Below are 12,492 nucleotides of genomic sequence, written 5' to 3'. Positions count from 1 at the left end.
CTCAGGAGCCCTTGCGTGAAGGCGCTGGTCAAGGAGAAGGCGGAGCCGGGACTCTGGCTCACGGACGTCCCGGAGCCCGCCATCGGCCCCGGTGACGTGCTGATCAAGGTCATGCGGACCGGTATCTGCGGCACCGACCTGCACATCAGGGCCTGGGACGGCTGGGCCCAGCAGACGATCCGCACCCCGCTCGTGGTCGGCCACGAGTTCGTCGGGCAGGTCGTCGAAGTCGGACGGGACGTGGCCGACATCCGCATCGGCGACCGGGTCAGCGGCGAGGGCCACCTGGTGTGCGGCAAGTGCCGCAACTGCCTGGCCGGCCGCCGCCACCTGTGCCGGGCCACCGTCGGCCTGGGCGTCGGCCGCGACGGAGCGTTCGCCGAGTACGTCGCCCTGCCCGCGTCCAACGTCTGGGTGCACCGGATCCCGGTCGACCTCGACGTCGCCGCGATCTTCGACCCGTTCGGCAACGCCGTGCACACCGCGCTGTCCTTCCCGCTGGTCGGCGAGGACGTGCTGATCACCGGCGCCGGCCCGATCGGCCTGATGGCCGCCGCCGTGGCCCGGCACGCGGGCGCCCGCCATGTCGTCATCACCGACGTCAGCGAGGAGCGCCTGGAACTGGCCCGCAAGATCGGCGTGAGCCTCGCCCTGAACGTGGCCGAGACCTCCATCGCCGACGGGCAGCGCGAACTGGGACTGCGCGAGGGCTTCGACGTCGGCCTGGAGATGTCCGGCCGCGGCGAGGCCATGCGGGACATGATCGCCAACATGACGCACGGCGGCCGGATCGCCATGCTCGGCCTGCCGGCCCAGGAGTTCGCGGTCGACTGGGCGCGGATCGTCACCTCGATGATCACCATCAAGGGCATCTACGGCCGCGAGATGTTCGAGACCTGGTACGCGATGTCGGTCCTGCTGGAAGGCGGCCTTGACCTCGCCCCCGTGATCACCGGCCGGTACGACTACCACGACTACGAGGCCGCCTTCGCCGACGCGGCCAGCGGCAGGGGCGGCAAGGTCATCCTGGACTGGACCGCGTAAGCCGTCCCACCGCGGCCCCGCGCGCCGCGCCCGCCGCCAGAACGCGAACTCCCTCACCCCGTCAGCGCTTTCAGGAGCCCCCATGTTCGACACCGTCCGCGACGACCTGCGCGCCACCCTCGACGAGATCCGCGCCGCGGGCCTGCACAAGCCCGAGCGGGTCATCGGCAGCCCGCAGTCCGCGACCGTGAACGTCACCGCCGGCGGCCGTCCCGGCGAGGTCCTCAACTTCTGCGCCAACAACTACCTCGGCCTCGCCGACCACCCCGACGTGGTCACCGCCGCCCACGAGGCCCTGGACCGCTGGGGCTACGGCATGGCCTCCGTCCGCTTCATCTGCGGCACCCAGGAGGTGCACAAGGAACTGGAGAACCGGCTCTCCGCGTTCCTCGGCCAGGAGGACACGATCCTGTACTCCTCCTGCTTCGACGCCAACGGCGGTGTCTTCGAGACCCTGCTCGGCGAGGAGGACGCGGTGATCTCCGACGCCCTCAACCACGCCTCCATCATCGACGGCATCCGGCTGTCCAAGGCCCGCCGCTTCCGCTACGCCAACCGCGACCTCGCGGACCTGGAGGCCAAGCTCAAGGAGGCGTCCGGCGCCCGGCGCCGCCTGATCGTCACCGACGGCGTCTTCTCCATGGACGGCTACGTGGCCCCGCTGAAGGAGATCTGCGACCTCGCCGACCGCTACGACGCCATGGTCATGGTCGACGACTCGCACGCCGTCGGCTTCGTCGGCCCGAGCGGCCGCGGCACCCCCGAGCTGCACGGCGTGATGGACCGCGTCGACATCATCACCGGCACCCTCGGCAAGGCCCTCGGCGGCGCCTCCGGCGGCTATGTCGCCGCCCGCGCCGAGATCGTCGCCCTGCTGCGCCAGCGCTCCCGCCCGTACCTGTTCTCCAACACCCTCGCCCCGGTGATCGCCGCCGCCTCCCTCAAGGTCCTCGACCTGCTGGAGTCGGCCGACGACCTGCGCGTACGGCTCGCCGAGAACACCAAGCTGTTCCGCAGCCGGATGACCGAGGCGGGCTTCGACGTCCTTGCCGGCGACCACGCCATCGCGCCCGTCATGATCGGCGACGCGGCGAAGGCGGCCCGCATGGCCGAGCTGCTGCTGGAGCGGGGCGTGTACGTGATCGGCTTCTCCTACCCGGTCGTGCCGCAGGGCCAGGCCCGCATCCGCGTCCAGCTGTCCGCCGCCCACTCCACGGCGGACGTGAACCGCGCCGTCGACGCGTTCATCGCGGCGCGCGCCGAGCTGGAGGTCTGACCAGCGCGGACGCCCTGGGATAATCGAGGGCATGATCGAGGCACGGCGGCTCCACATCCTCCGTGCGGTGGCCGACCACCGCACGGTCACCGCGGCGGCCGCCGCGCTCTATCTCACGCCTTCGGCCGTCTCCCAGCAGCTCACGGCCCTGGAGCAGGAGACCGGCCACCGCCTGGTCGAGCGCGGCGCCAAGGGGGTACGGCTCACCCCGGCCGGCGAGATCCTGCTCAGCCACACCAACGCGGTCCTCGCCCAGCTGGAGCGCGCCGAGGCCGAGCTGGCGGCCTACAGCTCGGGCGCGGCGGGCACGGTGACGGTGGCGGCCTTCGCGACCGGCATCGCCCAGGTGGTCGCCCCGGCCGTGGCCCGGCTCGCCGTCACGGCACCCGGTATACGGATCCGGGTGCAGGACGCGGAGGGCGACGCGAGCCTGCCCATGGTCCTGGACCGGCAGGTCGATGTCGCGGTCGCCGTCGAGTACCGGGGTGCCCCGTCGGCGGACGACCCCCGCCTGACCCACGTGCCGCTGTACGCCGAGCCGTTCGACGCGGTCGTGCCCCTGGGACACCGGCTCGCGGACGCCGCCGAGGTCCCGCTCGCCGAGCTGGCCAAGGACCCCTGGATCGGCCCGTACCCCGGCAATCCCTGCCATGACGTGGTGGTCCTCGCCTGTGAGAGCGCCGGCTTCCAGCCCCGGCTGGAACACTCCTCCGACGACTTCCGTGCCGTCGTCGCCCTCGCCTCGGCCGACGCGGGCGTGGCCCTCGTCCCGCGCTCGGCGCTGCGCGGCATGGACCTCGCCGATGTCGTCGTACGACCGGTCGACGGGGTCGCCCCGACCCGCCGGGTCTTCGCCGCCGTCCGCCGGGGAGCGGAGGGGCACCCGCTGATCCGCCCGGTGCTGGAGGCGCTGGGCGAGGCGGCACAGGCGTGAAGATCGCGTAGCGGACCGTGCCCAGCCGCGTGCGCGCGGGCCCGGTGGCCCGGCCGGCCGTTGCGCGGCCCCGCCGGCCGCCGGCTCGGCTCGGGTGACTGTCAGTGGCAGGGACTACGGTGCGTTGCATGCCCGATGGAGAAGACGTACGACGAATCGCCCTGTCCCTGCCGGACACCACGGAGAAGGTCGCCTGGAGCATGCCCACGTTCCGGGTGGCCGGGAAGATGTTCGCGACCCTCCCGGAGGACGAGACGTCCATCGCCGTGCGCTGCCCCAAGGAGGAGCGCGACGAACTCGTGCTGGCCGAGCCGGAGAAGTTCTGGATCGCCGGCCACGAGGCCCAGTTCGCCTGGGTCAGAGCGAGACTCGCCGCCCTCGACGACGAGGGCGAGCTGCGGGACATCCTGGCGGACTCCTGGCGCCAGGCCGCCCCGCCCCGACTGCTGGACGCACACCCGGAGTTGGGGCGGCTGCCCGGGGGCTGAAATACCCGGTGGGCGCCGCCGGACAGTGGCATGATCCCGCGCGACGGAGCCGACGCGGCCGGGCGGTGCGGGGGGAGCGGCCGGACGGCAGGGAGGGGAGCACTCGGGATGACCGGAACGGACGCGCGGCGCGACATCGCCGCCCAGGATGTGCGCAAGGCGGCGGCCGGTGACCCGGCCCTGTGGTCGCGGGACTTCGCCCTGTTCTTCGTGGCCCGGGCACTCGCCCGCCTCGGCGACACGATGCTGCCCGTGGCCCTGGCCGCCGGCCTGCTGGAGCACGGGTACGGCGCGGGCGCTGTCGGCCTCGCCATGGCCTCCACGGCCGCCGCCTTCGCCGGTCTGGTCGTCTTCGGCGGGGTCATCGCCGACCGGTTCAGCACCCGCAGACTGATGATCGGCGCCGACCTGGTCCGGCTCGGCACCCAGTCCGTCGCCGCGGGACTCTTCTTCACCGGGCACGTGGTGCTCTGGCAGATCTGCGCCATCGGCGTCGCCAACGGCATGGCCGGCGCGGTCTTCCAGCCGGGCGTGGCCAGCACCGTGCCCCGGCTGGCCGCCGACATCCAGGGGGCGAACGGCGCGATCCGGATCGCCGAGTCCGCCGCACAGCTCGCCGGACCCGCGGTGGCCGGCGTCCTGGTCGGCCTCGCCTCGCCCGGCGGCGTCTTCGCCGCGCACGCCGCCACCTATGCGCTCAGCGCCCTGTGCCTGCTGCTCCTGCGGCTGCGCCCGCTCCCCGCGGCCGCCCGCGGAGCCGGCGCCGGTCCGCGCGCCTTCCGCGCCGATCTGGTCGACGGCTGGCGGGAGTTCCGCTCCCGCGCCTGGCTGTGGGGGGTGATCGCCGTCTGGTGCCTGTACATGGTCGCCGTGTGGGGCCCGACCGTCCCGCTGGTGGCGACCGAGGTGGTCCAGCACCACGGGCCCGGCGCCTACGGTCTGGTCAACTCGGCCCTCGGCGCGGGCACGGTGGTCGGCGGTCTGCTCGCCCTCAGGCTGCGCCCCCGCCGTATGCTCCGGGCCGGCGCGGTCTCCCTCTTCGCCTTCTTCGGTTTCCCGGCGGCCGTCGGGGCGGGCCTCGGTGTACCCGCCATGGCGGCGGGCGCCGCGCTCGCCGGTGCCGGCATGTCCTTCTGGGGCGTGATGTGGGCGACCACCGTGCAGACACAGGTCCCGGCCGCCGTCCTCAACCGCATCCATGCCTACGACGTGGCGGGATCGCTCGCCATGATGCCGGTCGGGCAGGCCCTGGCGGGTCCGGCGGCCGGCGCGCTGGGCGCCGACCACGTCCTGCTGGCCGCCGGGGGAGTGAGCCTGGCGGTGGCGGCGATCCTGCTCGCGATACCGGCGGTACGCGACCTGGTCCGGGCCGACGCGCCCGCACCCGCACCCACACCCGCCCCCGCACCCTGAGCCCGCGGCTCACCGGCCGGCCGGCACCCGCCCGGCACCCAGGAAGCGGCCGATCCGGTCCCGCAGGCCCGCCGCGTCCAGCCCGTGGGCCGCCACATGCTCCTCGACGGTGCCGTAGCGGCGCAGCTCGCGGCGGCCGACGCCGAGGCCGAGCACCCGGTGCGGTACGTCGGACAGCGCCTCGCTCACCGCGGCCGTCGACGTCCCCGCGAGGTACGGCTCGACCAGCACGACGTCGTTCCCCGCCGCCTCGGTGGCCCGGCGCAGTCCGGCCGCGTCGAACGGCCGCACGGTCGTCGCGTACAGCACGGTCACGTCCAGGCCCTCGGTGGCGGCGAGGACCGCGTCGAGCATCGGGCCGACGGCGACGACCACACCCGAGCGGCCCTCGCGGACCGTGACGAAGTGCTGCCCGTCGATCACCCGGCCCTGCTGGTTGGCCTGCACGGACAGCCGCACGTACACCTTGTCGTCGCCCGCCGCGATCGCGTGGTGCAGCAGCGTCTCGGCCTCGTCCGGGTGCCCGGGCACATGTACGGTCCAGCCGTCCAGCGTGTCCAGGAGGGCCACATCGCCGGGAGCCATGTGGGTGAAGCCGCCGGCCGGCCAGTCGAAGGAGGCGGCGGCGCTCACCAGCACCGCGCCCGTGTCCTGGTGCCCCAGATCCAGCTTGACCTGCTCGAACGGTCGCTCCACGAGAAAGCTGGCGAAGGTGTGCACCACGGGCCGCAGTCCGGTGAGCGCCAGCCCCGCCGCCGCTCCGACCAGCAGCTGCTCGCGGATGCCGACGTTGATCACCCGGTGGGGATGGCGGCGCACGGCCTCCCGGAAGCCGTCGACGCCGATCTCGGCGAGGACGACCGCGACCCGCGGATCCTCGTCCAGCAGCCGGGAGACGACGGGGGCGAAACGGTCACGCATGGTGTCCATCGAAGGACCCTTTCCATGAGGTGCCACGGGTGCCATGAGGCGCCCCCGGCAAGGAGGCGAGTCAGGCGTTCTTCGGTTCGACACGGGCCACGACCACATGCGGCCGGCCCGGATGCGGCGCGGTGAACGCGGCGTACAGCGCCTCGTGGTCGCGCCCGTCGACGGTCACCGCCGACCAGCCCGCCGCGGTGAACCGGGCGGCGATCCCGCCGGGCAGCGCGTGGCTGGCGGAGGAGTTGTCGATCACGACGGCGTGCAGCCGGTCGAGTCCGGCGGGCCCGGCGAAGGCGATCGCCTCGTGGTTGCTGCCCTCGTCCAGCTCGGCGTCCCCGATCAGCACCCAGACCGCCGGGTCGGGCCGGTCCTGCGCCCGCAGGCCCAGCGCGGTGCCCACGGCGATCGGCAGCCCGTGCCCGAGCGACCCGCTGCCGATCTCGGCCCCGGGCACCAGCACCCGGTCCGGGTGGTGGCCGAGCGGGGAGTCGTACGCCCCGAAGTCCGGCAGCCACGCGACCGGCACGAACCCCTTCGCCGCCAGCACCGCGTAGTACGCCATGGGGCCGTGCCCCTTGCTCAGCAGGAAGCGGTCCCGGGCCGGGTCCTCGCGCAGCTCCGGAGCGACCCGGAGCACGCGGTCGTAGAGCACCCACAGCACGTCGAGCGTGGAGGTGGCCGCCGGGCCGTGCTTCTCGTCGCCGGTCATCAGCCCCATCAGCCGGGGCAGGTCGTCGTAGCCGTATGCGCGGCTCTCGTCCGCTGCGATGGTCATGTCGATCATCGTGCAACCTGAACCAAGCTTGAGGTCAACAGCGAAAGGGGCGCGCGGCGACCGATCCGAGTGCGGTATTGTTTCCTTGCGCGTTCGGCCGGGGAAAGCCCAGGTCAGACCGCACCGGGACGTGGCGCAGCTTGGTAGCGCACTTGACTGGGGGTCAAGGGGTCGCAGGTTCAAATCCTGTCGTCCCGACCAGCTTCATGGTCGGCCGGAGGCCGTCTTCTCAGATCCGAGGAGACGGCCTTTGTCGTGTCCGCTCGACCCGCTCGACCCGCTCGACCCGCTCGACCCGCTCGGGCCGCTTGTCCCGTCCGTCGTGCTCGTCCTCCTCGCCGGGAAGGCCGAGCCGCTGGTCGGCCGTGGTGATCCCGGCGACCACCTCGGCGAGCTGGCCGCAGGCGCGCGCGATCTCCCGCTCGGTCTGGTTCCGCCGGCTGATGACCGCCCCGACCAGCAGCGAGGTCAGTGCCGCCGAGCCGTTGAACGCCTGCAGGGCGATCATGCTGGTGAGCAGATCATGACCGGCGAAGGGGCCCGCCCCGCGCGCGGCGGAGACGATCGTGAAGGTCGACACGGCCAGGGCGCAGGGCGCCGCCCCGGCCAGCTGGAAGCGGAAGGCCGCCCAGATCAGCAGCGGGAAGCCGAGGAACAGCAGGGGAGAGCTGCTGGTCTCGACCAGGCCGACGCCGGCCGTGGCCGCCATGAGCAGCAGGGCCTCCGCCCACCGGGACGCCGGCACGTGCTTCGGCCAGCGCGCCGACCGGAGGACGAGCAGGACCGGCGTGACCACCAGCACGCCCATGGCGTCGCCGGTCCACCAGACCGACCACGTCGGCCAGAACCCCTCGTCCAGCACTCCGGCGAGGAGCAGGGTCGTGGTGCCCGTCGTCGCGCTGACCAGCATCCCGGTGAACGCGCCGAGGAGGATCAGGGAGAGCGCGTCCCGCAGTCGGTCCAGTCGCACACGGAAGCCCGCACGGCACAGCAGCGCGTAGGAGCAGACCGGGGCGAGGGTGTTCCCCGCCGTGATCACGAGTACGGCCACGAGCGACGGCCCGAGCGAGACGTTGGCCAGGAAGGCGCCGAGCGCGATACCCGGCCAGACCCGCGCACCGCACAGCAGCAGGGCCGCCAGCGCGATACCGCTCGGCGGCCACAGCGGGGTGACCTGGCTGCGTACCAGCTCCTGCAGCAGTCCCACCTCGGCCGAACCGAAGTACAGCGCCGCGACCACGCAGATCCGCAGGACGGTCAGGCCATGGCGCCGCAGTCGTGTGCGCCGGACGTCAGCCATCGGGCGACCTCCGTCCCGACATCGCCCCGAGCCCCATCATCCGCCGGAACCGGCGGATCCTCCAGAGCGGCCCGGCGGCCCGGCGGCGGCCACGGGCCGGCGGCCCGCCGTGTCAGGAGCCCCGCATGGCCGCCCGGCACTTCCCGGCCCCCGTGCCCTCCTCCGATCGGGGCACCGGCGTGCGCCGCGGCCCCGGACCTCAGAAGACGAGGCCCACATGGGCCAGCGCCTGCTGCAGCAGAGCCCCGTGCCCGCCCGGCATCTCGCTGCGCAGCGCCGGGGAGGCGGCCTCCTGGGGGCTGAACCAGACGAGGTCCAGCGCGTCCTGGCGGGGCCGGCAGTCGCCGCTCACCGGCACGATGTAGGCGAGGGACACCGCGTGCTGGCGCGGATCGTGGAACGGCGTGATGCCCGCCGTCGGGAAGTACTCCGCGACCGTGAACGGCTGGAGGGAGGAGGGGACGCGGGGCAGGGCGACCGGCCCGAGGTCCTTCTCCAGGTGGCGCAGCAGCGCGTCACGGACCCGCTCGTGGTGCAGCACCCGGCCGGACACCAGGGTCCGGTTGACCGTGCCGTCCGGGCCGATGCGCAGCAGCAGCCCGATGCTGGTGACTTCGCCGCTGTCGTCCACGCGCACCGGGACGGCCTCGACGTACAGGATCGGCATCCGGGCTCTGGCCATTTCCAGCTCGTCCGAGGTCAGCCAGCCGGACGTGGTTTCGGTCATGTCAGCCATTGCTTGATCATACTTTCCGGGTGGGGCGCGCGCTGGGATCGCGGGCCGGTTCGGATACGGGCGGTCCGTACAGTCGGCGGGCGTTGTCACGGCCCGTCCAGGCCGCGATCCGCAGGGCGTCGGCCAGGCTCAACTCGTCGGCGTCCACACGGTCTTGCAGCAGATCGGCGAGGCCCTGCCGGAAGCACAGGGCACCCAGGTGATGGAACTCGGCCACACCGTAGGCGTCGGAGCTGTACAGCAGTTTGCGGAACGGGGTGATCTCCAGTGCTTCTTCCAGCACCGCCCGGCACCGGGCCGGCCCGGTGTAGTGCAGGGCGAGACCGACGTCCAGGTGGACGCGCTCGAACACCGCGGCCAGATAGGCGGCCTGACGGTGGTACGGCCAGCAGTGCAGCAGCAGGACCGGGATCGTGCCGGCCGTCCGGTGCAGCCAGTCGGTGAGCAGGGCGGGGTCGGCGCGGTGCAGCCGAACGTCCGCGTCGCCGAAGCCGGTGTGCAGTTGCAGCGGCAGCCCCAGGTCGACCGCGGTCCACAGCAGATGCCGTACCAGCACCGGGTCGGTGAGGCGTCCGCCGGCCGCCAGCCAGCGCCCGGCCGCCCGGGTCACATCGGCCGCCGCCGGGCGTTCCGGGTCCAGGGCGAAGCCCGTGCGGTACGCCGCGATCGACTTCACCGCCACCACGCCCGGCCGGCGCACGGCCTCCTCGGCCGCGGCGCGGACCGCTGCCGCGTACGCGCCCGCCGCCACACCCCGCGCCGCCACCGCCTCGGCCAGCTGCTCCAGCCGTACGACCTCGCAGGCGGCGGCGCCGGCCGCGGCCGCCAGCTCGGCGGGGGAGGTGACCGGGTGCGGGGTGTAGCCGGTGTCCACGCAGAACACCTCGGCGCCGGACGCGGTCAGGAAGCGGCGGTTGACCTCCTGCCAGCCGAGCGCCGCGCGCCGGGCCGTGTAGTCGGCGGCCGGGGCGTGCCGGGGCAGGTCGAGCAGGGGTGCGCAGTGCCGGCGGACGGCCACGCCGACGGGGCTGTCGAAGGGTGAGACACCGGGCCAGGCCGCGCCCTCGGTGATCAGGGACGCGAACTCCCCGGCGCTCAGGTCGGCGGTCACCGCGCCGTGGCAGTGGTGGTCCACCAGCGGCAGCGCGGCGAGGGCCTCGTGGACCGGTCCCGGCGGGGCCATGGTCAGTACGCCCAGCGGTAGGCCGCCGCCACCTGGACCGGGCCGAGCCCCTCGACGGCCGCCGCCTCGCCGAGCCGTACGGCACTCACCGCGTCGGCGAGGACCGGCCCCAGCGCGGCCCGCAGCACCGGGTCGGCGCGGAACTCCTCCACGGCAAGCGGCAGCGACCGCGGCAGCCGGCGTACGCCCAGGGCCGCCGCCTCGTCGGGGCCGTAGCGGGCCGGGTCGCCGGTGATCTCCCCGGCCAGCGGGCGGACCGCCGTCATCCCGTCGAGTCCGGCGGCGATCACGCAGCCGAGGGCCAGATACGGGTTGGCGGCCAGGTCGACCGGTTTGACCTCCATGTTGGCGTCCTGGTCGCGGCGGCCGGCCGTACCGGTGACGATCCGCACCGCGGCCTCGCGGGTCTCGCGGCCCCAGGCGGTGAAGACCCCCGCCCACTGGGAGGGCTGGAGCCGCAGGTAGCTGGCAGGGCTCGGCGCGGTCACCGCCGTCAGACCGGGCAGGTGGGCGAGGACCCCGGCGACGAACGACTCGGCCTCGGCCGTCATGCCGTACCGGCCCGAGCCGCCGGAGTGCAGGTTCGTCCCGTCGCGCCAGCAGGACAGGTGGAGGTGGCCGCCGTTGCCGACGCCCTCGGGGAGGTAGGCGGGCGCGAAGGAGACGCGCAGCCGGTGGCGCAGCGCCACGGCCCGGATCGTCTGGCGCACCAGCACGCTGCGGTCGGCCGCCGCCACCGGGTCGAGGGCGCCCACCGAGATCTCGAACTGGCCGGACGCGTACTCGGGATGGATCTGGTCGACGTCCACGCCCTGGGCCGCGCACGCGGCCAGCAGATCGGCGGTGTAGTCGCTCAGCTCGATCTGCCGGATCGCGCCGTACGCCGGTCCGGAGGCCGCCGGGACGAACTCACCGGCGGGCGCCGAGCCGAGCCCGACCGCCCACTCGATCTCGACGGCCGCCTTGAAGGAGAGGCCGTGGCGGTCCGCGGCGTCCGTGACGACCCGGCGCAGGAAGGTCCGGGCGCAGCCGGGGTGCCGTTCGCCCTCCTGGGTGATCCGGTCCACGGGCGCCCACGCCCAGCCGGGCTGCCCGGCCAGCGGGACGAGCTGGTCGAGGTCGGGGTAGAGCCGCAGGTCGCCGTCGGGGGAGCCGAGGACGTCGGTGGTGACGACGGAGTCGTCGGCGAGGAACGTGTCGAACACCGGGGACATGCCGACACCCCAGGCCACGGCCGCCTCCAGCCGCGCCGTCGGGATCGTCTTGACCCGGGCGACGCCCGCCGTGTCCACATAGGCCAGGACGATCCCGTGCACGCCCTGCGCGGCCAGATCGGCGGTGAGGGCGGCGACCCGTCGCAGATCGCCGGGGCGCCCGCCGGGCACCGGATCGGCCAGAGTGGTCATGCGTCCTCCTCGACGGGCTCGGCCACGGCCCGGGGCCGGGCGACGGGGCGGGATCAGGGTTTCACGGCCACCGCGCCGTACTGCGGTACCGCCGCGGCATCCGGCCCGGTGTGCCACCGCGAGCACGACACCAGACCCGGCGCGACCGGTTCGAGACCGTCGAGGAACGCGGCGATCTCGGCGCGGGAGCGGGCCGTGATCGGCGGGGTGGCGTTGGCGTTCCAGAACTCCATCGCGGCGACGTTGCCCTCGCCGCCCAGCTCGGCGTCGTAGGTCGGGTGGGTGAGCACCAGATGGCTGCCGGAGGGGACCGCGGCCATGATCCGGCGCACGATGTCCCGGGCCTCGCCGGTGTCCAGGACGAAGTTGAGGATGCCCAGCATCATCACCGCGACCGGCCGGTCCAGATCGAGGGTCTCGGCGGCGCCCCGCAGGATGGCGTCCGGGTCGCGCACATCGGCGTCGATGTAGTCCGTGCGGCCCTCGGGGGAGCTGGTGAGCAGCGAGCGGGCGTGCACGAGCACGATCGGGTCGTTGTCGACGTACACGATCCGTGCCTCGGGCGCGATCCGCTGGGCGATCTCGTGGGTGTTGTCGACCGTGGGCAGTCCGGTGCCGACGTCGAGGAACTGCCGTGTCCCGCGCTCCCCGGCCAGGAAGCGCACCGTCCGGCCGAGGAAGTCCCGGTCGGCGCGGGCCACGGCCCGGATCACCGGGAACATCCCGGCGATGTGCTCGCCGACCCGCTGGTCGACCTCGTAGTTGTCCTTGCCGCCGATCCAGTAGTTCCAGACCCGCGCGTTGTGCGCCACGGAGGTGTTCGGTCGTGCCGCGCCGGTCGCCGGGGAATCGCCCTCACTCACGTCGCCGCCCCTCTCGCGTGCGGTTGCCCTTCGCCATTGTGCCGCTCCCTTGATCGCGCTGTCCCGGGAAACGCGCGGTGCGACGCCCCGGGCGCCGTCGAGGAGCCGGGGGAGGGGTGCCCCGGCGCGTGCGGAACACGGGCCGCACCG

At 73.8% G+C, this 12,492-nt stretch carries 12 protein-coding genes and 1 tRNA gene; 6 read left to right on the top strand and 7 right to left on the bottom strand.

The window, feature by feature from the left end; all coding sequences use genetic code 11:
• Positions 1–15: 15 nt before the first annotated feature.
• From tdh to ACF073_RS33210, 5 genes are all read left to right on the top strand, one after another.
• On the top strand, positions 16–1,044 hold the full coding sequence (gene tdh / locus ACF073_RS33230; protein WP_392075159.1) for an L-threonine 3-dehydrogenase: 1,029 nt from the start codon (positions 16–18) through the stop codon (positions 1,042–1,044).
• 82 nt (positions 1,045–1,126) lie between these two features.
• Positions 1,127–2,320 (top strand): glycine C-acetyltransferase, encoded by a 1,194-nt coding sequence (locus tag ACF073_RS33225; RefSeq protein WP_392075158.1) that lies wholly within the window; start codon positions 1,127–1,129, stop codon positions 2,318–2,320.
• A 31-nt stretch (positions 2,321–2,351) separates the two neighbouring features.
• Positions 2,352–3,254, top strand: a complete 903-nt coding sequence (locus ACF073_RS33220; RefSeq protein ID WP_392075157.1) for a LysR family transcriptional regulator — start codon at positions 2,352–2,354, stop codon at positions 3,252–3,254.
• Positions 3,255–3,382: 128 nt separating this feature from the next.
• Positions 3,383–3,742, top strand: a complete 360-nt coding sequence (locus ACF073_RS33215; protein ID WP_392075156.1) for an MmcQ/YjbR family DNA-binding protein — start codon at positions 3,383–3,385, stop codon at positions 3,740–3,742.
• A 108-nt stretch (positions 3,743–3,850) separates the two neighbouring features.
• Positions 3,851–5,155, top strand: a complete 1,305-nt coding sequence (locus tag ACF073_RS33210) for an MFS transporter (RefSeq protein ID WP_392075155.1) — start codon at positions 3,851–3,853, stop codon at positions 5,153–5,155.
• A 9-nt stretch (positions 5,156–5,164) separates the two neighbouring features.
• Here ACF073_RS33210 and ACF073_RS33205 read toward each other — a convergent pair whose 3' ends face one another.
• Entirely contained in the window at positions 5,165–6,085 is a 921-nt protein-coding gene (locus ACF073_RS33205; RefSeq protein ID WP_392075154.1) for a transketolase family protein, read from the bottom strand.
• A 61-nt stretch (positions 6,086–6,146) separates the two neighbouring features.
• Positions 6,147–6,854 carry a transketolase gene (locus ACF073_RS33200; RefSeq protein ID WP_392075153.1) on the bottom strand — a complete coding sequence of 236 codons (708 nt, stop codon included), beginning with the start codon at positions 6,852–6,854 and terminating at the stop codon, positions 6,147–6,149.
• A 124-nt stretch (positions 6,855–6,978) separates the two neighbouring features.
• On the opposite strand from ACF073_RS33200, the gene ACF073_RS33195 reads away from it, so the two are divergent.
• Positions 6,979–7,055, top strand: a tRNA-Pro gene (locus ACF073_RS33195).
• A gap of 28 nt (positions 7,056–7,083) precedes the next feature.
• On the opposite strand, the gene ACF073_RS33190 is transcribed toward ACF073_RS33195, so the two are convergent.
• The 5 genes from ACF073_RS33190 to ACF073_RS33170 form a co-directional block, all read right to left on the bottom strand.
• Positions 7,084–8,154, bottom strand: a complete 1,071-nt coding sequence (locus tag ACF073_RS33190) for an MASE1 domain-containing protein (protein WP_392075152.1) — start codon at positions 8,152–8,154, stop codon at positions 7,084–7,086.
• Between the two features lie 199 nt (positions 8,155–8,353).
• A complete protein-coding gene (locus tag ACF073_RS33185) occupies positions 8,354–8,890 on the bottom strand; it encodes an NUDIX hydrolase family protein (protein ID WP_392075151.1) in 537 nt (178 codons plus the stop codon).
• 7 nt (positions 8,891–8,897) lie between these two features.
• A complete protein-coding gene (locus tag ACF073_RS33180; protein WP_392075150.1) occupies positions 8,898–10,073 on the bottom strand; it encodes an amidohydrolase family protein in 1,176 nt (391 codons plus the stop codon).
• Positions 10,074–10,075: 2 nt separating this feature from the next.
• Positions 10,076–11,479: a glutamine synthetase family protein gene (locus tag ACF073_RS33175; RefSeq protein WP_392075149.1), complete on the bottom strand. Its 1,404-nt coding sequence runs from the start codon at positions 11,477–11,479 to the stop codon at positions 10,076–10,078.
• A 53-nt stretch (positions 11,480–11,532) separates the two neighbouring features.
• Positions 11,533–12,342, bottom strand: a complete 810-nt coding sequence (locus tag ACF073_RS33170; protein WP_392075148.1) for an SAM-dependent methyltransferase — start codon at positions 12,340–12,342, stop codon at positions 11,533–11,535.
• Between the last annotated feature and the right edge of the window lie 150 nt (positions 12,343–12,492).

Origin of the sequence: Streptomyces sp. NPDC015171 (assembly GCF_043079545.1) — a bacterium.
GTDB lineage: Bacteria > Actinomycetota > Actinomycetes > Streptomycetales > Streptomycetaceae > Streptomyces.
Note: the sequence above shows the minus strand (reverse complement) of the source record. Positions and strands in the feature narration are given on the sequence as shown.